Here is a 23,982-nt window from a genome sequence, read left to right as displayed (position 1 = left end):
ACCGTCGATCCATGGACACCGACTGGACCCCTTCCGCTTGCACCCTTCCGACCGCCGAGAGACCGCTGCGGCGGGCCGAGTTCGACCAGCTCTTCGCCGATCATCTCCGCGGCGCCGATCGCGTCGACCCGCACACCCTCGACCTCCTCCTCGCCGCCGACTCCCGCGCGACAGCCGCTGACCTGACCGCCCGCGAGAACGAATGCTGCTCGTTCTTCACGTTCACCTTCACCGAGGCATCGGACGACAGCATCCGCCTCCGGATCCACGTGCCGCCCGCGTACGTCGCCGTACTCGACGGGTTGAGCGAGCGGTTGCCGCGGTGAGACCTGGAGAGGTCGCCGCCGCGGCCGGCGTGAACCTGCAGACGTTGCGGTACTACGAACGCCGCGGGCTGCTCGACGAGCCGGTGCGCAGCCTCGGCGGGCACCGGATGTACTCGCACGACGCTGTCACGACGTTGCGGGTGATCAAGGCGGCCCAGCGGCTCGGGTTCACGCTCGCGGAGGTCTCGGAGCTTCTCGACACCGCCAGGCATCGGCATGGTCTCGGCGAGGGAGCCGGGCTGCAGGCCCGGGCGCGCGAGAAGCTGGCCGATGTGGAAGCGAAGATCGCCGACCTGACCGTGATCGCCGAGACCCTGCGCGCCGGGATCGCCGCCGGTTGCGACGATCTGCAGACCTGCGCCGGCGACCCGGACTGCCCGCTCCCGTTCACCGACCTCGGCCAGGGCGACCGCTCGTGACCGTACTGCGGTCGGTCGGGCTGTTCGTCCTGGCCGCGCTGGCAGAGATCGGCGGCGCCTGGCTGGTCTGGCAGGGCTGGCGCGAACACCGCGGACTGTGGTGGATCGCGGGCGGCGTGATCGCGCTCGGAGCCTACGGCTTCGTCGCGACCTTCCAGCCGGATCCGAACTTCGGCCGCATCCTCGCCGCGTACGGCGGGGTGTTCGTAGCCGGCTCGCTCGTGTGGGGGATGGTCGTCGACAAGTTCCGCCCGGACCGCTGGGACCTGCTCGGCGCAGCGATCTGCCTGGTCGGCGTCGTGATCATCATGTATGCGCCGCGGAGTTCGTGATCAGCGCTCGGCGACGATGTGGCCGCCGTCGAGGAACGGGTCGAACGACCCGTGGGCGCTCGTACCATCCTTGGCCGGGATGACCTCCTTCGAGTACTGGGCGATGTAGACGCGCCGGTTCCGGTCGGTGAGGTTCGGTCCGCTGCGGTGGATGACGACGCTCGAGAAGACGACGATCGATCCGGCCCGCGCGGTCATCGGGATGCCGGGATCGCTGCCGAAGTAGCACACCATGTCGTTGAGCTCGGGGTCCTGGATGTGCTTGATGTACGACCTGATGCCGGACCGCGAGTACGGCAGCAGATAGACGGAGCCGTTCTCCTCGGTGACGTCGTCGAGGGCGATCCAGCAGGTCAGGTAGGGCTCGTGGTCCTCGTGGACGTAGCCGGAGTCCTGGTGCCAGGCGAACGCCGTGTTCGGGTCGCCGGCCTTGATCACGTACTGCTCCCAGAACAGGTACGCCTCGTCGCCCAGCGTCGCCCGGCAGATCTCGGCCATCGTGTCGCTGAACAGGAACTGCCGCAGTTCGGGCCGGTCCTGGTAGATCATGCTGCTGAAGTACCGCTTGCCGCGGTGGTTGATGCCGAGCGAGTCGGTGCCGGCGGCATCCATCGCGGCGTCGAGCTTGTCGATCGAGTACTGCGCTCCGCCGCGCAGCAGCTCGAGTTGCTCGTCGGAGAGCACGCTGTCCAGCACGAAGTAGCCCTCGTCGCGGAACTGGTCCAGGTGCTCGCGCGTGACCAGGTCGGTGGTCGATGTCATCGTGCGGTCCTCCGGTCGATCGGCTGGTCCCTTCCACCGAGAACGCTAGGGCGGCAGCGCCCGACAGAGAATGTCTGCCCGCGACCCAGGCATGAACATTCTGGCGTTTCGAGTGATGGACGCGTACGTGCTGTCGGTGCTGATCGATGGCGAGGGCAACTATCGCGACGCCGACGGCCGCGACGAGCGGCTCCGGCCGGGCGCGCACACGATCCTGCCGCCCGGGTTCCCGCACACGTATCACACCGATCCGGGGGAGCGGTGGACGGAGCTGTTCGTCGTCTTCACCGGACCGCTGTTCGACGGGCTCGCCCAGCTGGCCGGGGCCGGTCCGCGGTACCCGGTGCCGCCGCCGTCGATCGAGGCGCTGCGCACCGTACTGCGCTCGCCGCCACGGACTCGCCGGGTCGCGGAGCATCAACTGCTGGCCTTGGCCGACTGGCTGATCGAGACTTCGGCAACGCGCGCTTCGCCTCGATCGCGACCGGGTTCACCGTGCAGCAGTACCGGTCGCCGGCGATCGAGCTGTACGGCGCCACCGGCGTACTGCAGTTGCTCGGGGACGACTGGGCTCCGGACGGGTTCGAGCAGTGGTCGAACGAGCGTGGATCCTGGGAGGTGTTCGGCGAACGCGATCCGAACTGGCCGTGGACCGACGGCCTGCGGCACCTCGTCGAGTCGGTCGAGAACGGTACGCCGACCGTCACCCGGCCCGAGCACGCCTTCCACGCCCTCGAGGTGATGCTCGCCGCCAAGCGCTCCGCCGCCGAGGGCCGCGTGATCGAGGTGACGAGCCCGTTCCCTGACCTCGACTACGGCACTCCCACCGGCCCCGCAGAAGCCGCAGGCCCGGTCCACGATCCCCGCACTTCGTGAGCTGGGGCCTCGTCTCAGGGGATGAGGACGACCTTGCCGGTGGTGGCGCGAGTCTCCAAGGCGCGGTGGGCCGCCGCCGCTTCGGAGAGCGGGAACGTCGTGGTGAGCGCCTGCCAGCGACCGGAGAAGGTCTCTTCGAGGGCCGCTGCTTCGAGCGCGCGCAGCTGTGACGTCATCTTCGCGCCGAGCGCCCAGCCGGCGGTGAGGCTGCGGGCCATCAGCTCCTCCTGCGTGAACTCGATCGGGCCGCCGCCGGACCAACCGAACATCAGTACCCGCCCACCGACCCCGAGCAGCTCGAAGGCCCGCTGCCCGCTCGCACCGCCAACCCCGTCGAGCAAGACGGTGACGTCCCGATCACCGAGTTCGTCCTTCAAGGCAAGCGCCCACTCCGGATCCGTGTAGTCGATCGCGTACTGCGCACCCAGCGACCGAACCAACTCGACCTTGGCAGCGCCTCCCGCCAGACCGATCACCGTCGCACCCACGTTCCGCGCGGCCTGGACCAGGTAGCTGCCGATCCCGCCCGCGGCCGCCGTCACCAGGACGACATCGTCCGCGCTCAGCTTGGCCTGGTTCAGGACTCCGGCCGTCGTCCGGCCGGTCCCGATCGCGGCGACCGCCTGCGCCGCGTCGACGTGGTCGGGGAGTTCGTACAGCGACTCCACCTTGGCCACCGCGAGTTCGGCGTACCCGCCGGGGTCCATGCCGAGGTGCACGACCACCCGTTTGCCCATCCACGACGGGTCGACGCCGGGCCCGACCGCGGTGACGCGCCCGGAGACCTCGCGGCCGGGGATCGTCGGTAGCTCCGGCACCGGGATCCGGCTGCCGCCGGTCGAGCCGGACCTGATCATCGTGTCGACCAGGTGGACCCCGGCCGCCTCCGCCTGAATGAGCACCATGCCCGGATCGGGGGTGGGATCCGGAGCCTCCTCGTACCGCAGGTTCTCCGCCGGACCGAACTCGTGCAATCTGATCGCCTTCACAAAGACCGAGGCTAGAACCTCAACAATCATTGAGGTCAAGCTATCCCACTTTCTTACTTTGTGTATTAAAGTGCGGAGCGAGGGAGGGTGACGTGGCGAAGATTCTGAAGGGTGCGAACGCGCAGGAGACGCACAGCGCGATCCTCGACCTGATCCGCTCCAGTGGCACGGTCACCCGGGTCGACCTGGCGGAGCGGTCCGGCCTGACCGGCGCGTCGATCTCCCGGGTGGTCAAGCAGTTGCTCGCGGACGGCCTGATCGTCGAGACCGGCCTCGGCGACCCGACCGGCGGCAAGCGCGCGACGCTGCTGCAGTTCAACCCTCGTGCGCGGCACGCTGTCGGCATCTCGATCGACACGCCGAGTACGACGTACGTCGTCACCGACATGAGTGGACGGGTGATCGAGCAGGTCTCGTCGCGCGGCATTGGCCGGGACGCGCCCAGCACGGCGGTCAAGCGGATCACCGCCGAGCTCGAGGACCTGATGGTGAAGGCGGAGATCGAGCCGGCCACCCTGGTCGGCGTCGGGGTCGCCCTGGCCGGTCGCCAGGGCGGGGGAGGGCAACGGCTGCTGCGGACGAACTCGTCGAAGTACGCCTGGGAGCCGTTCGCCGTCCGCGACACCCTGCGGGCCGCGATCGACCACCCGATCGTGGTGGAGAACGACTCGACCTGCGCGGCGATCGGCGAGTTCTGGGCCGGCCGGATCCCGTCGGTGAACGACTTCGCCACCGTCTACATGGCGGCCGGTTTCGGGCTCGGCCTGGTCACCGACGGCGACGTGTATCGCGGCTCGTCGTCCAACGTCGGCGAGATCGGCCACATGGTCCTGGACGTGAACGGCCCGGAGTGCTGGTGTGGCAGCCGCGGCTGCCTGGAGAGTCTCGCCGCACCGGCGGCCGTGGTGAAGCGTGCCGAGCAGGACGACGCGCTGGTGAACGAGCTCGCCCTGCGTGGCCGGAAGCTGGCGGTCCGGTCCGACTTCGCGAAGATCGCCCGGCTCGCGGCCGCCGGCGATCCGCGGTGCGTGCGGCTGATCGAGGAGTCCGCGACGTACCTGGCGAAGGCGCTGCTGTCGATCACGAACCTGCTCGACCTCGAGCAGATCATCCTCGCGGGTCCCGGCTTCAGCGAGGCGGGCGGCCTCTACGTCCGGATCGCGTCGGCCGAGATCAACCGGCTGTCGTTCGTCCGCGCGATGCACCCGACCCGGGTCGAGTTGTCCAAACTAGGACCCAGCGCCGCTGCTCTCGGCGCCGCGTCCCTCGTCCTCCACAGCCAGCTCACCGCCCGCCAGAAGTCGGGTCGTTAGCCGAGGAAGTCCTTCAGCCAGAGGCCGCTCTTCTTCACGGTCCGCTGCTGGGTGGTGTAGTCGACGTACACGATCCCGAAGCGGCGGCTGTAGCCCCAGGCCCATTCGAAGTTGTCCATCAGGGACCAGGCGAAGTACCCCTTGAGCGGGAAGCCCTCGGAGACGAGGTCCTGGCACACCGCGGTGTGCTGCTGCAGGTAGTCCAGCCGCTCGTCGTCCTCGACGGTCCCGTCCGCGGTCAGTTCGTCCGGGTACGCCGATCCGTTCTCCGTCACGTACAACGGCAACTCCGGCGCCATCTTGTTGATCGTGACCAGGATGTCGCGCAGTCCGGTGGCCTGGATCGGCCAGCCCATCTGGGTCCGCGGCAGACCGGTGTCGACGGCAACGACATTCTCACTGCCGGGCTGGGTCGAGGGACCGGGCGTGGAGATCGGCCCGTCCGGCGCGGCGACCGTCGTCGGGCAGTAGTAGTTCACGCCCATGAAGTCCATCGGCGCCGAGATCACCGCGAGATCGGCCTCCTGCGCGGCGAACCACTCCGTCATCCCGGTGTCCTCGAGCACGTCGGCCGGATACGTGCCGGCGAGCAGCGGATCGAGGAACATCCGGTTCCGCAGTCCGTCCACCCGCCGCGCGGCGTCGAGGTCCGCGGCCGAGTCCGAGGCGGCGTGGATCGGCGCCGGGTTCAGGGCGATGCCGTACGTGCCCTCTGACGAGCGCAGCGCCTCGAGCGCCAACCCGTGCCCGAGCAGCAGATGGTGCACGGCCTTCAGCGCTTCGGCACCCTCGGTCCGCCCCGGCGCGTGCTCGCCGTTCCCGTACCCGAGGAAGGCCGAGCACCACGGCTCGTTCAGCGTCATCCACTGCTTGATGACGTCCGACAGCGCGTCGTGCGTGACAGCCGCGTAGTCCCGGAACCGCTCGGCCGTGGAGCGCACGAGCCAGCCACCCGGGTCCTCGAGCGGCTGCGGCAGGTCCCAGTGGTAGAGCGTCGCGTACGGCGTCACGCCGTACTCCAGGCAGGTCTCGGCGAGCCGCCGGTAGAAGTCCAGCCCGGCGGAGTTCGTCGCGCCGGAGCCGGCCGGGACGATCCGCGGCCAGGCGATCGAGAACCGGTACGCCGTCAGGCCGAGGTCCGCCAACATCCGGATGTCGTCGGCGAACCGGTGGTAGTGGTCGACCGCGACGTCACCGTTGGTGCCGTCGGAGATCTTGCCCGGCGTGTGCGCGAAGGTGTCCCAGATGCTCGGGCCGCGCCCGTCCGCGGAGACCGCGCCTTCAACTTGGTACGACGCGGTCGCCGCGCCCCAGATGAAGCCCGATGGGAAGCTGTTCGTCACGTCGTCTCCTTTGTTCCTTCAACCCAGTATCGCTCTTGGGGGAGGAGGCTACCTAACCGGTTAAGGAGCTCAGCTGGGAGGTCGGCCTCGAGTGATGTGATCAACACGTCGACCCGTGAGGGCTTGCTGATGCCGACCACGGTGCCGGCGATGTCCGGGTTGTCCACCGAGTGCCGGAGTGCGGCCGTGGCGAGGTCGGTGCCGAACTCGCGGCAGGCCTTGTCCATCTCGGCGACGGCTTCCAGTACGGCGTCCGGCGCGTCGCGGTACGCGTACTTCGTCGCGCCCTGCGGGTTGGCCAGGATCCCGCCGCCGTAGATCGCCGCGTTGACCACCGCGATCCCGTCACCGGTCGCCCGGCGGATCAGGTCGCCGGCGGAGTGGTCGACGAGGCTCCACCGGTTGTGCACGAGCAGCACCTCGAAGCCGCCGAGGTCGAGATAGCGGCTGAGCTCCACGGTGTTCCCGCCGGCGAGCCCGACATGCCCGATCTCGCCGTCGGATCGGAGTTGCATCAGCGTGTCGACGGCCTCGCGCATCGAGTCGAAGTCGTGGAACTCCGGATCGTGCAGATAGACCAGCGGGAGGTCGTCGAGCCCGAGCCGCTCCTTGCTCTCGGCAACGCTCGCGCGAACCCGGGCGCCGGAGTAGTCCTTGCCGCGGGCGTCGACCTTGGTCGCGACCAGGAAGCCGTCCGGGAGGCCGCCGTACTCGCGGATTGCCTGGCCGATCCGCAGTTCGCTCTCGCCGTCGCCGTACCCGTTGGAGGTGTCGATCCAGGTGAGCGGGCTGTCGAACACCCGCAGAACGAGGTCGACCGCCTCCTGCCGGGTCACGTCGTACCCGAAGACCGCGGGCATGCCCGCGATCGCGCTGCCGCCGGCGCAGACGGCGGACACGGTCAGTCCGGTGGAACCGAGGGGCCTCAGCCAGTCGTCTCTCATGCCCCGGAGCCTACGGCGAACGCGAAACCGTCGGGATCGATGTAGACACTCGTCCCGTCCGGCGCGGTGGCCGTGGTCAAGTCCGTCGGGGGGTCGCCGGCGAGTTCGGCGTACGCGAAGCCGGCGACGTCGAGCTGGGGCTCGCGGGAGGTCTTGTCCACCTCGTACGTGAACACCTCCAGGACCGTGTCGCCGCCCTTGAGGTAGCCGATGCTGAAGCCGCGCTGGTCGTGCGGCTGCTCGATCGTCCCGATGAACGAGAAGCCGTAGTGCTCGTGGTAGTAGTCGCTGGTCGCGGCCCGGTCCTCGATCGTCACCGCGACGTGGTCCAACCGCGGCCGCCGCGGTACGCCGAGGGCACGTTCCCGCGCGACTCCGTCGGCGTCGAGCACAGCGGCGTACTGGAGATCGCCCTGGATCATCTCGAGCAGCGTGCCGTCGGGATCGTAGAAGAAGCAGATCCGGACCTCGCCCTCGGCATCGAGCGGATCCAGTTTGAACTCCACCCCGGCGGCCTTGAGTACGTCGGCCCGCTCGTCGAGCCGGTCGACCTTGAAACCGATGTGGCGGAAGCCCTTCTGCAGATCGTCCGGCGACCAGGTGCTCCGATCGCGGCCGTTGCCCACGGCCCGCAACTCGACCGTCGCGGTCACCGCGTCCAGGACGGCCCGCTCCGGCGTCGGCTCGCCGACCACGCGGAGCTCCAGGAACTTGGTGTAGTACTCGACCGAGCGCTGCACGTCCGTGCAGTTGACCACGACGTTCTTGATCGGCATAAGACCTCTTCCAGTCAGCTAGTTCTTGACCGCGCCGAGCATCATCCCGGCGACGAACTGCCGCTGCATCCGGACGTAGACGAGGACGACCGGTACGACGGACAGCGTGAGGCCGGCGGTGAGCGCCGGCCAGTTGGTGGAGTACTGGCCCATCAGGGTGAACAGCACGGGTTGCAGGGGGAGTGACTCGGTGTTGCGCAGGACCGTGTTGGCGATCAGGAACTCGTTCCAGGTGGAGAGGAACTGGAAGATCACCACGGTCGCGATCCCGGGCCGGGTCAGCGGCAGGATCACCCGCCGGAAGATGGTGAGCTCGCTGCCGCCGTCGACCCGGGCCGCCTCGATCAGCTCGTCCGGCAGCGTCTGGAAGAACGCCCGCATCAGGAACATCGCGAACGGCGCCGAGCCGGAGATGTAAAGCACCAGCAGACCGGCCTGGCTGTCGAGCAGTCCGAGCGACTTGAGCTCGAGGTAGAGCGGGATGATCAGCGCCGTCGACGGCATCATCAGGGTCGTCAGCAGCAGCACGAACAGCGTGTTGCGGAACGGGAAGTCGAGCTTGGCGAACGCGTACCCGCTGAGGGTGGCGAACACGAGGACGCCGATCACCGTGACGGACGTGATCCAGACGCTGTTCCAGAAGTGCAGCGGGAACTCGATCGAGGTCCACGCCTCCTTGTACGCCGTACCCGTGAACTTCCGCGGGATGATCGGCCCGTTGAAGATCGTGTTCTGCTCGCGTAATGAGGTGAGCAGCATCCAGACGAACGGGAACGCCATCAGCACGCAGAACGGCAACAGCACGAAAGTCGCGAACGACCTGCCGACCCAAGGCTTCTGAGCATTCGTGACACTCATCGGTCCGCCCTCCTCGTCAGCCAGAGCTGGGCGATGACGGCCAGCGTGCAGAGCACCATCGTCACGACGCTGAACGCGCTGGCGTAGCCGAGTTGCGGGATCGAGCCCGACGTCGAGCCGAAGGCGAGCGAGTAGAGATAGGTACCGAGCACCTCGCTGGCGTGGTTCGGCCCGCCGCCGGTCATCACGAAGATCACGTCGAACGCCTTGAAGCCGTTGAGCAGGCCGAGGCTGACGATCAGACCGGTGACGACCCGCAGGCTCGGGACCGTGATGTGCCGGAACTGCTGGACGGTGTTGGCGCCGTCCATCGCCGCCGCCTCGTACAGGTTCGGGTCGATGCTCTGCAGACCGGCGAAGTAGATCAGCATGGTGAAGCCGAGACCGCCCCAGACCGTCACCACGACGATGGCCGGCAGCACGGTCTTCTGATCGGCCAGCCACGGGTGCTGCAGGCTGTCCAAACCGATTGCCCCGAGCAACCGGTTGAGCGTGCCGATGTTCGGGTCGTAGATCAGCTTCCACAGCACGGCGGACACCACGAACGACACGATGCCCGGGATGAACAGGATGGTCCGGACCAGGACGCCGACCTTCGACCAGACCACGTTGACCAGTACGGCGGTGACGAGGCCGAGGAACGTGAGCACTGCCGTGGTGACACCGGTCAGCACCAGCGTGATGATCAGGGCTCGCCGGGCGACCGGGTCGTTCAGCATCCGGCTGTAGTTGTCGAAGTTGACGAATCTCGGCGTACCGAAGCCGCCCCAGGAGGTGAGGCTCAGGTACGCCGTGTAGAGGATCGGCCAGAGCACGAACCCGAGGAACAGCGCGAACGTCGGCAGCACGAACAGGTAGCCGGCGATGCGCTGCGATTTCCGCAACGGTGAACCGAACCGGTACGGCGGCCGCCGGGGGAGCGGTCGCCGATCGGCCGGGGCGATGTTCTTGCTGGTGAGGGCAGTCGCCATCCGATCAGCCGCCCTTGGCGTTCTGCACGGCCTGCTGCATCTCCTTGGCGACCGCGGCGGGTTCTCCCTTGCCGTCGAAGATCTTGGCGAGCGGATCGCCGGCCGCGACCGAGCCGGGGCCGAACGGGATGTGCGGGCAGCCGTCGCCGTCGAGCAGCCAGGACGTCATCTGCTTCATGATCGGCAGCTCGATCCGGCTCGCCGCGCTCTTGGTGGCCGGCATCGAGTTGGACTCGTTCATGGTGGGGGAGTACTGGTCGGCGGAGTACATGAACTTCAGGAACTCCAGCGCGGCGTCCTTGTTCTTGCTGTTCGCCGACACGGCCCAGCCGGCGCCGGCCTGGTTCGCGGTCCAGTGCCGCTTGCCGGCCGCGAGGGCCGGGGTCTTCATCACCTTGTACTTCTTGTTGAACGCCGGCGTCGCGTCCTTGGTCAGGCCCTGTGGCGTCCAGCTGCCGTTGAACAGCATCGCGGCCTTCTCGGTGTAGAAGATCTGTGGCGCCTGGTCTCCGCTGGTCCCGGTGGTGCCGGGCTGGAAGACGCCGCCGTTCACGATCTTCTGCTGCAGCTCGATCGCCTGCACGACCTTCGGGTCCTCGTACGTCGCCCCGTCCTTCAGCTGGTCGAGCTTGAGGTAGAAGGTCGGGTCATCGGCAACTTGCGTGATGAGCGGAAGGAAGAAGTCCAGGGAGCTCGTCGTCGGGTTGCAGCTGAGCGCGACCGGGAACTTGCCGGTGGCCTTGATCTTCGCCGCCGCCGCGATCAGGTCGTCCCAGGTCTCGATCTCGTCCTCGCCGACGCCGGCCTTCTTCAGCAGGTCCGGGTTGTAGAACAGGCCGAACGTCTGCGCCATCCAGCCGACCGCGTACTGCTTGCCGTCCAGGGTGTACTCCTGGTTGGCCGAGTCGAAGAAGTCCTTCAGGAAGTCGTCGCCGAGCTCCTGCTTCAAGTCGGCGGAGATGCCGCCGGTGCCGTAGGTCAGCGCCCGGGTGTGCGGCGCGAAGATCTCCGGGACATCGCCACCGGCGACCGCGGCCTGGAGCGCGGGCAGGTACTGGTCCGGGGTGCCGAAGATCCGGTTCTCGATCGTGATGTTGCTGTGTGCTGCCTGGAACTTCTCGATCAGCTTCGGGAACTGATCCTCCTGGTCGTTGTACCAGGACCACATCCGGACCACGGCCTTCCCGCCGCTCGTGGTCCCGCCGCCGCTGTCACTGCCGCCACAGGCGGCCAGCGTGGACCCCAGTCCGAGGGCCGCCGCGCCACCACCCAACGCGCCCTTGAGTACCGTCCGCCGCCGTACGTGCCGTTCGCCCATCGCCGACTCCTAGTCGCTCACCTCACGAACCTCACATCAACTTCCTAACTGAAAGTAAGAAAGTGGTCAAGGTCCGGGACTGCGCTTTCCGACTTTTCCGGAGCCGCGGCCCGGCCCCTAGGGTTGGGGCATGGTGATTCGGCTGAGCGAGCGGTGGCCGGAGGTGAGTTCGGATCGGCTGCTGTCCGAGTGCGTGCCGCCACCGCGGTTCGCCGGCGTCCGGTTCGCCACCTACCGCCCGGATCCGAACGAGCCCTCCCAGGCCGAGGCGCTCGAGGTGCTGTCGGAACGCGCGACGAAGTTGGCCCGCCCGCGCCCGGCGCCGACGCTCTGGTCCCGGCTCCGCGGGGGCCGCGGCGGTTCGTCGCCGGACGGACGCGGGTCGGCGGCGGACAAGCCGGGGATCTATCTCGACGGAGGGTTCGGCGTCGGCAAGACGCACCTGCTCGCGTCCCTCTGGCACGAAGCCTCCGGACCGAAGATGTACTGCACCTTCGTCGAGCTCACCAACCTGGTCGGCGCCCTCGGTCTCCGCGCCGCCGTCGAGGCGTTGTCGTCGTACCGGCTGATCTGCATCGACGAGTTCGAGCTGGACGATCCCGGCGACACGATGCTGATCTCCCGGCTGCTCGGCCAGCTGGTCGCCGCCGGGGTCGAGCTGGCCGCGACGTCGAACACCCTGCCGGACAAGCTCGGCGAGGGCCGGTTCCAGGCGATCGACTTCCTCCGCGAGATCCAGGCGCTCGCCGCGCATTTCGACGTACGCCGGATCGACGGACCGGACTACCGGCATCGCGGCCTCCCAGTGGCTCCCGAGCCGTGGCCGGACGAGCGGGTCGAGCAGACCGCGGCCGAACGCCCTGGCGCGTCCTGCGACCACTTCGTCGACCTGCACCGCCACCTGGCCGAACTGCACCCGAGCAGGTACGGCGCTCTGCTCGACGGCGTCGAGACGGTCGCGATCACCGACATCCGCCCACTCACCGACGAGAACGTCGCCCTCCGGATGGTCGTCCTGGCCGACCGCATGTACGACCGGAACCTGCCGCTCCTGGCCGGCGGCGTACCACTGGACCAGCTGTTCTCCCCGGAGATGCTCAAGGGCGGCTATCGCAAGAAGTACCTCCGCGCGCTGTCCCGGTTGATCGCCCTGACCCGCGAGCAGGTCGATCACGCCGCGTCCTGAGATCGGCACGATCTCCACTCATCTCAGCGGTTGATGAGGCAGGATGGGCAGATGGCGAAGCAGAAGAAGGGTCAGAAGGCGGAGGACGGTGGACTGCGCGGCGAGCTGCGAGTGCCGTCCGGGCCGGTGGACCTGACGAAGTACGACACGCGAGCCACGCCCGGGTTCAGCGGGAGCAAGGACGACGGCAAGGCCGCACTCGAGAGCCTCGGTGCCGACGTCTCCGACTGGCAGGAGCGGCTGTTCGCCGAGGGGCGCAAGGATGGGCAGCGCAGCGTGCTGCTCGTCCTGCAGGGGATGGACACGTCCGGCAAGGGCGGAGTGATCCGGCACGGTGCGGGACTGATGGATCCGCAGGGATTGAAGATCACGTCGTTCAAGGCGCCGACGGCGGCCGAGAAGCGGCGCGGGTTCCTGTGGCGGATCAAGCAGGCGCTGCCGGAGGAGGGGATGATCGGGATCTTCGACCGGTCGCACTACGAGGACGTGCTGATCGCCCGGGTACGCAACCTGGTCACGCCGAACGTGTGGAACCGGCGCTACGACCAGATCAACGACTTCGAGGCGGAACTGGCCGCGAACGGCACGACGATCCTGAAGTGCTACCTGCACATCACGGCGGAGGAGCAGCGGGCGCGGCTCGAGGCGCGGCTGGACGATCCGACCAAGTACTGGAAGTACAACCCGAGCGACGTTGACGAGCGCAAGCTCTGGCCGGACTACATGGACGCCTACCACGCGGCGATCGAGCGCTGTAACACGCCCGAGGCGCCGTGGTACGTGATCCCGAGCGACCGCAAGTGGTACCGCAACTGGGCCGTCACCACGATCCTTCTCGAGACGCTCGAGGAGCTGAACCCCGAGTGGCCGGCCGCCGACTTCGACGTCGTCGCCGAGAAGAAGCGTCTCGCCGCCACCTGAGCTGAGCGGACGCCTGATGCCCGGCCGAGAAATCAGGCGTCGGGATCGATGTCGTGCTCCCGCAGCAGGTTGCGGAGGTGAGCCACCTGCTCGTGGAGGCGTTCGTTCTCGTCCAGGACGTGGTTGAGCTCGCCCAGGAGGTGGTGGCGACGGCCGAAGGTGGTCCAGCCCGAGGTGTCGTCGGCGAGCATGCCGGCGACGGCGGACTCGGACCGCCGGCGGCGATCGATCCGATCCTCGACCTTGCGGCGGATGGCGTCCGGGTCGGAGGTGAGCTTGGTCAGGATCTGGCCGGCGACGCCCTCGCCGTCGCGCAGCAGGCCGAGCAGCAGATGCTCGGTGCCGAGCTGGTCGGAGCCCCGCCGCCGGGCCTCGTCCCACGCGTGCTCGAACGTGCTCTTCGCCCGCGGCGTGAACGGAATGGTCCCGGCCTCCCCGCGCCCACGGCCGAGGATCTCCACCACGAGGTCACGGACCGCTGGAGCCGTGATCCCGAACCCGGCCAGCACCCGCTCCGCGATGCCCTGTCCCTCCTCGATCAGCCCGAGCAGCAGGTGTTCGGTCCCGATGTAGACATGGCCGAGTTTCCGCGCCTCCTCCTGGGCCAGCGCGACGACCCGCCGGGCTTGATCACTGAATCTCTCGAACATCCGGATTCCCCTCCGCCACTCGTTGTCGACAGTCAGTTCGGCGACCGCGTCCTCCAGCAGCAGGTCGAGCCGCAGATGCTCCTGCAGGTCGTCGGCAGTGATCGGTTCCTGCTCGAGCCGGGCCCGGACAAATTCGGCGACCTCGGGTGCGGTCGCAGCGCCGGCTGTGATCCGGTCCAGCAACTCGTCCACTTCCGACACCGGCTCGAGCCGCAGCTCGGCCCGGTTCAGCGCGGTGAACTGCAGGACGACCGCGACCGCCACCACCCGATTGGGTCCCTCGAACGGCCGCTCCCGGACCAGCCCCGCCAGCAACACCCCGGCCGCCTCAGCCATCCCAGGGGTACGCCGGACGTCGGCCAGCACTCGGTCGATCGCGTCCAGGTCCGTCCGGCGTACGGCGTCCTCCGACTCGCACTGCAACACGCGAGCCGCCACCGCGAGCACGTCGTACCGGCCGAGGTAGCGCATCAGTCGTCTCCACGGAGGCGGCGCAGCGACTCCTCGTGGCGGGCCAGGTTCTCCTCCAGGAGCCGGCTGAACCGCGTGTCCTGCCGCCGCTGATCGACCAGCGCCGTGATCGCCTCCCGCGCGACGTCCGACACCGACCGGCCCTCCACCGACGCCACCGTCTGCAGCCGCTCGGCCAACTCCGGATCAAGCCGCAGCAGAATGTTCTTCGTCCCGTCCTTCACCATAGATAGCAAGATATCACGCTATCTCGGTGAACCACGGCCGACGGAAGATTGGCAGCATGTTCAGGGCGCCGCAGATCACGTTCTACTCCGATCAACTACCGAGACTTCGGGACTTCTACCTCGGGCTGGGCTTCGAGCAGGGGTTCCAGCATCCGCCGGACGGCGAGCCGATCCACGTCGAGCTCGGACTCGACGGCTTCAACCTCGGCATCGCCGATGTCGCCTCCGCCCGCAAGGATCACGGCCTGTCGCCGGCGCTCTCCGGCCGCGCGGCCGAACTGGTGCTGTGGTGTGACGACACGGATGGCGAGTTCGCGAGGCTGACCGCTGCCGGCTGTGCGTCGCTGTCAGCGCCGCACGACTGGCTGGGTGATCTCCGCATCGCGTGGATCGCCGACCCCGACGGGAACCCGATCCAGCTGGTCCAGAAGGTGGGCGGCGGCGGCTCTTGAGCCGGGGAGTGGGGCAGGGTGGGGGAATGCGAGCGGATGTCGTGGTGGTGGGGCTGGGCGCGTTCGGGTCGGCGGCGTTGTGGCGGCTGGCAGCGCGCGGCGTGAACGTCGTCGGGATCGAGCGGCAAGGGATCGGGCATCCGTTCGGTTCGTCGCACGGGACCACACGGCTGTTCCGGGTCGCTTGCATGGAACACCCCGGGTTGACGCCGATCGCTCGCAAGTCGCTGGAGCTCTGGACTCAGCTCGGGGAGGGGACCGACGAGGTCTATGTCCGTCAGACCGGGTCCCTCAACGTCGGTCGGCCGAAGAGCCGTCCGGTCAGGGGTGCCCGGCAGGCGGCTGCCGAGGCGGGGGCGCCCACCACGGACCTGACCCACGACGAGCTGGTCGAGCGATTCCCGCAGTACGACCTGGCCGCCGAGGACGTTGCCGTCTGGGACCCCGGCGCGGGGATCTGCTACGCCGAGCCGACCGTCCGCGCGCACGTCGCGGAGGCGCAACGGCTGGGTGCGACGGTCTTTCCGCACACGATGGTGACGGCGATCGACCTCGGCCGCGACGAGGTGACCGTGCGGACGCCGACGATCAGCATCACCGCGGATCAGGTCGTCGTCGCCACGGGCGCCTGGCTCAGCAAGCTGGTTCCAGGTCTGCCGCTGTCACCTCGGCGTACGCCGCTGTTCTGGTTCCAGCCGAGGGATCCGGCGTCGGACGCCTTTCAGCTGAGGAACTTCCCGTCGTTCATCTGGGAGTTCGCGGACGGACGCGGGCTGTGGGGACACGGGTCCGACGAGGACTTCCTGGTGAAGGTCGGTCTCGACGGTGCCGAGCGCGAGCGCGACGTCGATCCGGACGAACTCGATCGCTACATCCACCCGCGCGAGGACATCGCCGAGCTGTCGGCGGCGATCGGCCACGCCTTCCCGGACCTCGATCCCGAGCCGGTCAAGCTGATGCCGTGCATGGTGACGGACTCACCCGACGGCCAGTTCCTGGTCGGCCGGTACGACGAACGCGTGGTGATCGCCGGCGGTGACAGCGGCCACGGCTTCAAGCACTGCGCCGGTCTGGGTGAGCTGCTGGCTCAGATCACGACGAAGGAGACGCCGTACACCGACGTCTCCTTCGTTGATCCGTTGAGGTTCTAGGCGGTGCGGACGAGCTCCGGGCGGGCGATGACCGGGCGGGGGGCCGGGGTGAGGGTGAGCAGGTCCAGGCCGGCTACGCCGTAGCGGAGGAGGACCAGGCGGGCTACCTCGGCACTGACACCCAGCGGGCGCGACACGGCGACGGCGCCGGCACGGCGGGCGGTTGACTCGGCGCGGTCCGGCAGGACGCCGGGGGCCAGGAAGAGTGATCCGACGGCCACGTGACGCCGGCCCTCGAGCCGCCACTGCAGCACGGCCTCGGCCGGTGACGGCGACGCCGCGCAGGTGAAGGCCGCGGTCACCGGCAGCTTGTGCCGCTGACCCCACAGCCGCGCGAGCCGGGTCACGCTGGCGTTCGCCTGCGAGTCGCTCGAACCGGCGCACGCCAGCACCAGCGCGTCCAGCTCCCGCACCCGGCCGTCCTTGAGCTCGGCCCGCATCCGGCGATCCAGTACGTCGAGCAGCGACTCGTCGTACCCTAGGACGTCGGAGGCGATGATCCGCAGCGCCGGGAACCGGGTGCGTGCCTCGTCGACCACGGCCGGGATGTCGACCCGGGCGTGGAACGCTGACGACAGCAGCAGCGGCAGGATGACGACTTCCTCCACGCCCTCGGCGGCGAGCTTGCCGAGCTTCTGGTACGGCGTGGGCGGGCAGTGGTCGAGGAAGGAGGCTTCGATCCGCAGGTCGTCACGCAGGTCACGCAGGCACTTGACGAGGGCGTGGACGGTGGCGGCCGAACGCGGATCGCGGCTGCCGTGGGCGAGGATCACGAGCGCTGGAGCAGTCACAGCAGTTCCCCTTCTTCGTCGTCGATCATGCCGGCTGCCAGCGTCCACCCGTCGTGGGCGTCGATCAGCAGGAACGATCCGGTGATGGTGTTGCTGGAGTACGGGTCGGCGGCCAGCGGTGCGGCGATCTTGAGTTGCACCTTGCCGATGTCGTTCAGGTCGAGCCCGGTGGCGTCGATGACTCCGAGCGTGTCCAGGTCCAGCGCCCCGGTGATCTTGGTGACGATCGCCTGGGCAGTGGTCGTGGTGTGCTTGATCAGCAGCCGGGCGCCCACGGTCAGTGGGCGGTCCGACAGCCAGCACACGGTGGCGGCCAGTTCCCGGCGGGTGCCGGGGGAGGCCTCGGCGGCGACGATCACCGAGCCGCGGGCGACGTCGATGTCGTCGGTCAGCCGGACGGTGACGGCCTCGCCGGCGACCGCGGACGGCCGCTCGACCACCGCGGTGCTCGTCGACGTGACGACGGGCCGGTCGATGCCGGCGATCGACGTCCGGCGGCCGGTCGGGAGCACGATCACCGGGTCGCCGACGGTTACGGTGCCGGAGGCAACGGTTCCGGTGTAGCCGCGGTAGTCGCGGTACTCGTCCCCGGTCTGCGGCCGGATCACGTACTGCACCGGGAACCGCAGCGGCTGGTCGGAGGAGTCGATCCGCCCGGTCGCGTTCTCGAGCACCTCGAGCAGCGTCGGTCCGTCGTACCAGGACGTCTCGGTCGACCGCTCGACCACGTTGTCGCCGACGAGTGCGGAGACCGGGATGGCCTTGACGTCGGCGATCCCGAGCTGGTCGGCGACCTCGTTGACGTCCTTCGCGATCTTGGTGAACACGGTCTCGTCGTAGCCGACCAGGTCGACCTTGTTCACCGCGAGTACGACGTGTGGCACGCGGAGCAGACCGGCCACGGCCAGGTGCCGCCGGGTCTGCTCGAGGACGCCGTGCCGCGCGTCGACCAGGATGATCACCACATCCGCGGTCGAGGCGCCGGTGACCGTGTTGCGGGTGTACTGCACGTGCCCGGGGCAGTCGGCCAGGATGAACGAGCGCTTGTCGGTGGCGAAGTACCGGTAGGCCACGTCGATCGTGATGCCCTGCTCGCGTTCGGCCCGCAGGCCGTCGGTGAGCAAGGCGAAGTCGAAGTCACCACCACGGGCTTCCGACACCGTCTTCACGTGGGCGATCTGGTCGGCCAGGATCGCCTTGCAGTCGTGCAGCAGTCGCCCGACCAGCGTGGATTTGCCGTCGTCGACGGATCCCGCGGTGGCAAGCCGGAGAAGTGTGCTCATCAGAAGTACCCCTCTCGCTTGCGGTCTTCCATCGCGGCTTCGCTGACGCGGTCGTCCGCCCGGGTGGCACCGCGCTCGGTCAGCTCGCTGGCTGCCACCTCGACGACCACCTCGGCCGCGGACGACGCGGTCGACGCGACCGCGCCGGTGCAGGACATGTCGCCGACGGTCCGGTAGCGAACCACCCGGCGCTCGACCACCTCACCCGAGCGAGGCTGCGAGTAGGGGCCGACGGCAAGCAACATGCCGTCGCGCTCGAACACGTCCCGCTCGTGCGCGTAGTAGATGCTCGGCAGGTCGATGCCTTCGCGCTCGATGTAGTTCCACACGTCCAGCTCGGTCCAGTTGGACAGCGGGAAGACGCGCACGTGCTCGCCCGGCCGGTGCTTGCCGTTGTACAGCGACCACAGCTCCGGCCGCTGGTTCCGTGGGTCCCACTGACCGAACTCGTCGCGCAGGCTGAAGATCCGCTCCTTCGCCCGGGCCCGTTCCTCGTCCCGCCGGCCGCCGCCGAACACGGCGTCGAACCGGTGGCCGTTGATGGCATCGAGCAACGGAACCGTCTGCAGTGGGTTCCGCGTCCCGTCCGACCGCTCCCGCAGCCGGCCGTCGGCGATGTAGTCCTCGACGCTGGCGACCTCGAGCCGCAGGCCGAGCGTGTTCACGGTCGCGTCGCGGTAGTCCAGAACCTCCTGGAAGTTGTGCCCGGTGTCCACGTGCAGCAGCGCGAACGGAACCCCGGCCGGCGCGAACGCCTTACGGGCCAGGTGCAACATGACGATCGAGTCCTTGCCACCGGAGAACAGGATCACCGGCCGCTCGAACTCCGCCGCCACCTCACGGAAGACAAAGATCGACTCGCTCTCCAGAGCATCCAGCTCGGTGACGACAGGGCTTTCCACGATGGCCGTCATGTGTGGAGCCCGCATTCGATCTTGCCCTGGCCGGCCCAGCGGCCGCTGCGCGGGTCTTCGCCGGGGGCGACGCGCTGGGTGCACGGCTCGCAGCCGATCGACGGGTAGCCGTCGTACTGGAGCAGGTTGACCAGTACGCCGTTGTCCGCGATGTAGGTGTCCAGGTCTTCCTGGGTCCACGGGGCGATCGGGTTGAGCTTGACCATGTCGCGCTTGGCGTCGTACTCGACGACCGGGGTGTTCGCCCGGGTCGGCGCCTCCTCGCGGCGGATGCCGGTGACCCAGGCCTTGTAGCCGGACAGGTACCGGTTGAGTGGCTCGACCTTGCGCAGCGCGCAGCACTTGTCGGGCTCGCGCTCGTAGAGCTTCTCGCCGTACTCGGCGTTCTGCTCCTCGACCGTCTGCTTCGGCAGGGCGTTGATCAGGTTGATCGGCAGCGTCGCCGCCACCGCGTCCCGGGTGCCGATCGTCTCGGCGAAGTGGTAACCCGTGTCGAGGAACAGGACGTCGACGCCGGGGGCCGCCTCGGCCGCGAGGTGGGGGAGTGCCCCGTCTGCCATCGAGGCGGTCACCACCAGCTCGTCACCGAAGGTCTCCCGCGCCCACGCCAGCAGTTCCTGCGCCGAGGCGTCGGCTAGTCGCTCGTTCGCCTCTTCGGCGAGCGTCTTCAGATCTGTGCTCATTCCACCGTCACCCGCAGTCCGATCATCTTCAGCTGGAACACCCGTGCACACGGCCGGCACTCCCACGCGCCATGGCCTTCCTCGGAAGGACGAAGATCCTCGTCCCCGCAGTAGGGGCAGTAGAGAGGTGCCGCACGCTCACTCACTGGAGTGCCTCCTCATCAGCTCGGGTGACCCACTCGGCGAAGCGCTCGCCCTCGTTGCGCTCCTTCAGGTAGTTCTGGGTGACGCGCTCGACGTAGTCGGTCAGACCGTCCGCGGTGACCTTGTGGCCGCGGAGCTTCCGGCCGAAGCCGGCGTCCAGCCCGAGCCCGCCGCCGAGGTGGACCTGGTAGCCCGGGACCTGCTTGCCGTCGGCATCCATCACCAACTGGCCCTTCAGGCCGATGTCGGCGACCTGGATCCGGGCGCAGGAGTTCGGGCAGCCGTTCACGTTCACGGTGATCGGTACGTCGAGCTCCGGGATCCGCTCCTCCAGCTCGTCGATCAGCTGGGCCGCCTTCGCCTTGGTCTCGACGATCGCCAGCTTGCAGAACTCGATGCCGGTGCAGGCCATCGTGTTCCGCCGCCAGGCCGACGGGTTCGCCTGGAACCCGAGCGCGTCGAGGCCGGCGATCAGCGAGTCGACCTGGTCCTCCTCGACATCGAGCACGAGCAGCTTCTGCTGCGCGGTCGTCCGGATCCGGTTCGACCCGTGTGCCGCAACCACGTCCGCGACCTGCGCGAGCTTGGCGCCGGACACCCGGCCGACGACCGGCGCGACGCCGACGTAGTACTTGCCGTCCTTCTGCTTGTGCACGCCGACGTGATCACCCTGGACGGCGGGCACCTCGGGCGCGGGCCCGTCGATCAGCTTCCGCTTGAGGTACTTCGTTTCGAGAACTTCCCGGAACTTTTCGACGCCCCAGTCCGCGACCAGGAACTTCAGCCGGGCCCGGGTCCGCAGCCGCCGGTAGCCGTAGTCGCGGAAGATGCTGGTGACACCCCACCAGGCCTCGTGCACCTCTTCCAACGGGATCCATGCGCCGAGCCGCTGCGCGAGCATCGGGTTCGTCGACAGGCCGCCGCCGACCCACAGGTCGAAGCCAGGCCCGTGCTCGGGGTGCACCACGCCGACGAAGGCGATGTCGTTCACTTCCGGTACGACGTCGTGCGACGGGTGACCGGTGAGCGCGGTCTTGAACTTCCGCGGCAGGTTGGAGAACTCGGTCGAGCCGATGTACTTCTCGACGATGTCGTCGATCGCCGGGGTCGGGTCGATGATCTCGTCGGCCGCGATCCCCGCGACCGGGCTGGCGATCACGACGCGCGGTACGTCGCCGCAGGCCTCGGTGGTGTAGAGCCCGACGGCCTCCAGCTTCTGCCAGATCGCCGGCACGTCCTCGATCCGGATCCAGTGCAGCTGGATGTTCTGCCGGTCGGTGATGTCGGCGGTGTCGCGCGCGTACTCGGTGGAGATCTCCGCGATCACCCGCAGCTGCTCGGTGCTGAGCTGGCCGCCCTCGACCCGGACCCGGAGCATGAAGTACTTGTCGTCCAGCTCCTCCGGCTCCAGCGTCGCGGTCTTGCCGCCGTCGATGCCGGGCTTGCGCTGGGTGTAGAGGCCCCACCAGCGGAACCGGCCGCGCAGGTCGGCGGGATCGATCGAGTCGAAGCCGCGGTGCGCGTAGACGTTCTCGATCCGGGCCCGGACGTTCAGGCCGTCGTCGTTCTTCTTGTTCTCTTCGTTCTTGTTCAACGGCTCGCGATAGCCGAGCGCCCACTGGCCCTCGCCTTTGCCCTTGCGCGGGCGGGCGGGCTTACGGGGAGCAGCAGGAGGAGACGTGACGCCAGTCATCCGGAGGGGTGTCCTTGTCCTCGTGACAGGTGCTCACCGAGGGCGGCGGGATCGAAGCGTCGTCGATTCGATGCGTTCCGCGCGGTGCGCACCCAGCGGTGATCGGGGGTGATCAGGGGCCGTCGTCGGGCCCGGCGGGGTGGCTGTCAGAACATCGAAGGACAACAGATGGCGCTGCGCATCCGCCCGAGGTCGACATGAATCCGACCTACGAGGTGAGTGGAGCGGGCAGCGAGCATGCTCACAAGCGTCAGTCCCAGAGCCGGACATTGCAACTGTCAATCCTGCATCGTGAGACCGGATCTCACGATACGGCTATCTCTACAAGTCTGGTGGAGATTGCCGCGCGCTCGGAATCTGTTCCGCAAGAGTTATTGTACAAGACCTCTTGTGCAATCTACTCTGGCCCGCATGACCCCCGCGAACCGGCGCCCGGCCGACCCCTCGGTGATCGCCGCCATCCACCATCCGCTGCGCCGGCGGCTGATCGACCTGCTCGGCGTCGAGGGCCCCGCGACCGCCTCACAACTGGCCGAACGCACCGGCGAACTGGTCGGCAACATCAGTCATCACCTGAAGGTGCTGGCGGTCGCCGGAGTGATCGAGGAGGCGCCGGAGCTGGCCAAGGATCGCCGCGAGCGTTGGTGGCGCAGCGCCCGGTCGTCGTGGACCTGGTCGGTCGCCGACGCGGGCGGCGAACCGGCCGGTGAGCTGATTGCAACCGTTTCCGAGGAGAGGAATGTCACGTACCACGCGGACAAGGTCCGGCAGTGGTTCGAGGCCCGGCACGAGTACGGCGAGGAGTGGGTGCGGGCGGCGTTCGCGACCGACAGCTGGCTGATGCTGACGCCGGAGCGGCTGACCGAGCTCTCGGATCGGATCCGGGACCTGATCCAGGAGTACTACGAGGATCCGTCGGACGACTCGTCCGCGCTGCCGGTGTACGTGTTCGCGCACGGCGTGCCGGCCCGGCCATGACCAGCCCCGCGGCGGTCGCGGACACGACCGGCATCCCGCCGCTGGGCCGGGATCGCCGGGTGCACGCCTGGATCCTGTCGGGAGCGGTCTCGGAGGCCGGCGACGTCGCCTGGTACGTCGGCCTCGCGTGGAGCGCGGCACAAGTCGCCTCGCCCGCCGGTGCCGGTCTGGTGATGGGCATCGGTGCGCTGCCGAGGGCCCTGATCCTGCTGTTCGGCGGCGCGCTCGCCGATCGGCTCGACGCCCGGCGCACGATGATCGCCGCCAACCTCGGCCGGATCGTCGTCCTCGTCGCCGCCGCTCTCGTCCTCGCGGCGGCCGGGGTTTCGATGGCCCTGCTGCTGACGGTCGCGATCCTCTTCGGCGCCGTGGACGCGCTCTACAACCCCGCGTCGGGCACGCTGCCGCGCCGGATGGTCCGCTCCGACGACCTGGTCCGGTTGGCAGCGACTCGCCAATTGGCCAACCGACTCGCGGTGTTCGTCGGTGCGCCGCTCGGCGGACTGCTGGTCGCGCAGGGAGGCCTGGCCATGGTGATGGTCGCCGACGCGATCTCGTTCGGGGTCATCGCCGTGGCGCTGGCGTTCGTCGTCCGGCCGCGGTTCCCACGGCCGGCGCCCAGTCGTCACTCGATCCGGCGGGACCTGTCCGCGGGCTTCGGCTACCTCCGGCGCGATCGGATCGCCTGGACCTTGGTCATCGCGTTCTTCGGACTCAACCTCTGTGTCGGGCCGGTGCTGGCCGTCGGCCTGGTTCAGCGTGTCCATCTGGACGGCTGGGGCTCGGCGGCGCTCGGGTGGTTCCAGGCGTGCTCCGGGATCAGTGCCGCGGTCGGTGTGGTGGTTGCCCTGCGCTGGAAGCCGCGGTTGCCGGCCCGTGCCGGACTGCTGCTGCTCATCCTGCAGGCGGCCGGATGCGTGATGATCGGGCTGGTGCCGCGGGCCGGCGTGTTCGTCGCGATGGCGATGATCGGATTCACTGCCGGACTCGCCTCGGCCTTCCTGTCCGGCGCCTTCCAGCAGACCATCGAACCGGCGTTCCTCGGTCGGACCTCGAGCATCGTCAGCCTGTCCGACGAGGGCCTGATGCCCATCGCCATGACCGGTTTCGGCGCGCTGATCTCGCTGACCGACGTCGCCGTGGCCTGTGCGCTGCTGGGGACCGCGTTCGCGGGACTGATGGTGTGGTCGGCCTCGCGCCTGAAGGGCTGA

At 68.6% G+C, this 23,982-nt stretch carries 26 protein-coding genes and 1 pseudogene; 12 read left to right on the top strand and 15 right to left on the bottom strand.

Translation table 11 applies throughout. The features are described 5' to 3' along the window. The first annotated feature begins 11 nt into the window (after positions 1-11). Genes OG876_RS36475 through OG876_RS36465 form a run of 3 tightly spaced genes read left to right on the top strand, consistent with a single transcriptional unit; the run spans position 12 to position 1,077 of the window. Positions 12-326 carry a hypothetical protein gene (locus OG876_RS36475; RefSeq protein WP_328521263.1) on the top strand — a complete coding sequence of 105 codons (315 nt, stop codon included), beginning with the start codon at positions 12-14 and terminating at the stop codon, positions 324-326. Further along, complete coding sequence (locus OG876_RS36470) at positions 323-745, top strand: MerR family transcriptional regulator (protein WP_328521262.1); 423 nt, start codon at positions 323-325, stop codon at positions 743-745. The genes OG876_RS36475 and OG876_RS36470 overlap by 4 nt, the downstream gene beginning before the upstream one ends. Further along, positions 742-1,077 carry a YnfA family protein gene (locus OG876_RS36465; protein WP_328521261.1) on the top strand — a complete coding sequence of 112 codons (336 nt, stop codon included), beginning with the start codon at positions 742-744 and terminating at the stop codon, positions 1,075-1,077. The genes OG876_RS36470 and OG876_RS36465 overlap by 4 nt, the downstream gene beginning before the upstream one ends. On the opposite strand, the gene OG876_RS36460 is transcribed toward OG876_RS36465, so the two are convergent. Beyond that, positions 1,078-1,839: a phytanoyl-CoA dioxygenase family protein gene (locus tag OG876_RS36460; RefSeq protein WP_328521260.1), complete on the bottom strand. Its 762-nt coding sequence runs from the start codon at positions 1,837-1,839 to the stop codon at positions 1,078-1,080. A gap of 70 nt (positions 1,840-1,909) precedes the next feature. On the opposite strand from OG876_RS36460, the pseudogene OG876_RS44175 reads away from it, so the two are divergent. Together OG876_RS44175 and OG876_RS36455 are read left to right on the top strand one after the other, a co-directional pair. Further along, positions 1,910-2,242, top strand: a pseudogene (locus OG876_RS44175) (AraC family ligand binding domain-containing protein); the annotation flags it as partial. 92 nt (positions 2,243-2,334) lie between these two features. Further along, on the top strand, positions 2,335-2,715 hold the full coding sequence (locus tag OG876_RS36455) for a hypothetical protein (RefSeq protein ID WP_328521259.1): 381 nt from the start codon (positions 2,335-2,337) through the stop codon (positions 2,713-2,715). Between the two features lie 14 nt (positions 2,716-2,729). Here the strand turns inward: OG876_RS36455 and OG876_RS36450 are convergent, their stop codons facing one another. Further along, positions 2,730-3,704: a zinc-binding dehydrogenase gene (locus tag OG876_RS36450; RefSeq protein ID WP_328521258.1), complete on the bottom strand. Its 975-nt coding sequence runs from the start codon at positions 3,702-3,704 to the stop codon at positions 2,730-2,732. A gap of 92 nt (positions 3,705-3,796) precedes the next feature. Between OG876_RS36450 and OG876_RS36445 the strand changes: the two genes are divergently transcribed. Continuing rightward, positions 3,797-5,017 (top strand): ROK family transcriptional regulator, encoded by a 1,221-nt coding sequence (locus OG876_RS36445; protein WP_328521257.1) that lies wholly within the window; start codon positions 3,797-3,799, stop codon positions 5,015-5,017. Here the strand turns inward: OG876_RS36445 and OG876_RS36440 are convergent. The 6 genes from OG876_RS36440 to OG876_RS36415 are packed head-to-tail and all read right to left on the bottom strand — an operon-like array spanning position 5,014 to position 11,227. Beyond that, positions 5,014-6,360, bottom strand: coding sequence for a GH1 family beta-glucosidase (locus tag OG876_RS36440; protein ID WP_328521256.1), 1,347 nt, complete (start codon positions 6,358-6,360; stop codon positions 5,014-5,016). The genes OG876_RS36445 and OG876_RS36440 overlap by 4 nt on opposite strands. Continuing rightward, the gene (locus tag OG876_RS36435; protein ID WP_328521255.1) at positions 6,357-7,304 is read right to left on the bottom strand and encodes an aldo/keto reductase; all 948 of its coding nucleotides are present in this window, start codon (positions 7,302-7,304) and stop codon (positions 6,357-6,359) included. The genes OG876_RS36440 and OG876_RS36435 overlap by 4 nt, the downstream gene beginning before the upstream one ends. Beyond that, positions 7,301-8,080, bottom strand: a complete 780-nt coding sequence (locus OG876_RS36430; RefSeq protein ID WP_328521254.1) for a VOC family protein — start codon at positions 8,078-8,080, stop codon at positions 7,301-7,303. Before OG876_RS36430 ends, OG876_RS36435 begins: the two co-directional genes overlap by 4 nt. 18 nt (positions 8,081-8,098) lie before the next feature. After that, positions 8,099-8,938 (bottom strand): carbohydrate ABC transporter permease, encoded by an 840-nt coding sequence (locus OG876_RS36425; protein ID WP_328521253.1) that lies wholly within the window; start codon positions 8,936-8,938, stop codon positions 8,099-8,101. Then, complete coding sequence (locus OG876_RS36420) at positions 8,935-9,909, bottom strand: carbohydrate ABC transporter permease (protein WP_328521252.1); 975 nt, start codon at positions 9,907-9,909, stop codon at positions 8,935-8,937. The genes OG876_RS36425 and OG876_RS36420 overlap by 4 nt, the downstream gene beginning before the upstream one ends. A 4-nt stretch (positions 9,910-9,913) precedes the next feature. Further along, positions 9,914-11,227, bottom strand: coding sequence for an ABC transporter substrate-binding protein (locus OG876_RS36415; RefSeq protein ID WP_328521251.1), 1,314 nt, complete (start codon positions 11,225-11,227; stop codon positions 9,914-9,916). 130 nt (positions 11,228-11,357) lie between these two features. On the opposite strand from OG876_RS36415, the gene zapE reads away from it, so the two are divergent. Together zapE and OG876_RS36405 are read left to right on the top strand one after the other, a co-directional pair. Further along, positions 11,358-12,413, top strand: coding sequence for a cell division protein ZapE (zapE, locus tag OG876_RS36410; RefSeq protein WP_328521250.1), 1,056 nt, complete (start codon positions 11,358-11,360; stop codon positions 12,411-12,413). 51 nt (positions 12,414-12,464) lie between these two features. Continuing rightward, complete coding sequence (locus OG876_RS36405; protein WP_328521249.1) at positions 12,465-13,334, top strand: polyphosphate kinase 2 family protein; 870 nt, start codon at positions 12,465-12,467, stop codon at positions 13,332-13,334. 32 nt (positions 13,335-13,366) lie between these two features. Here the strand turns inward: OG876_RS36405 and OG876_RS36400 are convergent, their stop codons facing one another. Then, positions 13,367-14,455: a Clp protease N-terminal domain-containing protein gene (locus OG876_RS36400; protein WP_328521248.1), complete on the bottom strand. Its 1,089-nt coding sequence runs from the start codon at positions 14,453-14,455 to the stop codon at positions 13,367-13,369. After that, the gene (locus OG876_RS36395; RefSeq protein ID WP_328521247.1) at positions 14,455-14,682 is read right to left on the bottom strand and encodes a ribbon-helix-helix protein, CopG family; all 228 of its coding nucleotides are present in this window, start codon (positions 14,680-14,682) and stop codon (positions 14,455-14,457) included. The genes OG876_RS36400 and OG876_RS36395 overlap by 1 nt, the downstream gene beginning before the upstream one ends. Before the next feature lie 56 nt (positions 14,683-14,738). On the opposite strand from OG876_RS36395, the gene OG876_RS36390 reads away from it, so the two are divergent. Together OG876_RS36390 and solA are read left to right on the top strand one after the other, a co-directional pair. Next, the gene (locus OG876_RS36390) at positions 14,739-15,134 is read left to right on the top strand and encodes a VOC family protein (RefSeq protein WP_328521246.1); all 396 of its coding nucleotides are present in this window, start codon (positions 14,739-14,741) and stop codon (positions 15,132-15,134) included. Between the two features lie 26 nt (positions 15,135-15,160). Continuing rightward, on the top strand, positions 15,161-16,285 hold the full coding sequence (gene solA / locus OG876_RS36385; RefSeq protein WP_328521245.1) for an N-methyl-L-tryptophan oxidase: 1,125 nt from the start codon (positions 15,161-15,163) through the stop codon (positions 16,283-16,285). On the opposite strand, the gene OG876_RS36380 is transcribed toward solA, so the two are convergent. From OG876_RS36380 to OG876_RS36360, 5 genes are all read right to left on the bottom strand, one after another. Continuing rightward, positions 16,282-17,076, bottom strand: a complete 795-nt coding sequence (locus OG876_RS36380) for a sirohydrochlorin chelatase (protein WP_328521244.1) — start codon at positions 17,074-17,076, stop codon at positions 16,282-16,284. The two genes, solA and OG876_RS36380, sit on opposite strands and share 4 nt — an antisense overlap. After that, the gene (locus tag OG876_RS36375; protein WP_328521243.1) at positions 17,073-18,359 is read right to left on the bottom strand and encodes a sulfate adenylyltransferase subunit 1; all 1,287 of its coding nucleotides are present in this window, start codon (positions 18,357-18,359) and stop codon (positions 17,073-17,075) included. Before OG876_RS36375 ends, OG876_RS36380 begins: the two co-directional genes overlap by 4 nt. Beyond that, a complete protein-coding gene (cysD, locus tag OG876_RS36370) occupies positions 18,359-19,273 on the bottom strand; it encodes a sulfate adenylyltransferase subunit CysD (protein ID WP_328521242.1) in 915 nt (304 codons plus the stop codon). The genes OG876_RS36375 and cysD overlap by 1 nt, the downstream gene beginning before the upstream one ends. Next, entirely contained in the window at positions 19,270-19,956 is a 687-nt protein-coding gene (locus OG876_RS36365; RefSeq protein WP_328521241.1) for a phosphoadenylyl-sulfate reductase, read from the bottom strand. The genes cysD and OG876_RS36365 overlap by 4 nt, the downstream gene beginning before the upstream one ends. A 142-nt stretch (positions 19,957-20,098) precedes the next feature. Further along, complete coding sequence (locus tag OG876_RS36360; protein WP_328521240.1) at positions 20,099-21,793, bottom strand: nitrite/sulfite reductase; 1,695 nt, start codon at positions 21,791-21,793, stop codon at positions 20,099-20,101. A gap of 411 nt (positions 21,794-22,204) precedes the next feature. Here OG876_RS36360 and OG876_RS36355 point away from each other — a divergent pair, with 411 nt between their 5' ends. Then, entirely contained in the window at positions 22,205-22,771 is a 567-nt protein-coding gene (locus OG876_RS36355; RefSeq protein WP_328521239.1) for a helix-turn-helix domain-containing protein, read from the top strand. Beyond that, positions 22,768-23,982, top strand: a complete 1,215-nt coding sequence (locus OG876_RS36350; protein ID WP_328521238.1) for an MFS transporter — start codon at positions 22,768-22,770, stop codon at positions 23,980-23,982. Before OG876_RS36355 ends, OG876_RS36350 begins: the two co-directional genes overlap by 4 nt.

Source organism: Kribbella sp. NBC_00359, assembly GCF_036097425.1.
Classification (GTDB): Bacteria; Actinomycetota; Actinomycetes; order Propionibacteriales; family Kribbellaceae; genus Kribbella.
Note: the sequence above shows the minus strand (reverse complement) of the source record. Positions and strands in the feature narration are given on the sequence as shown.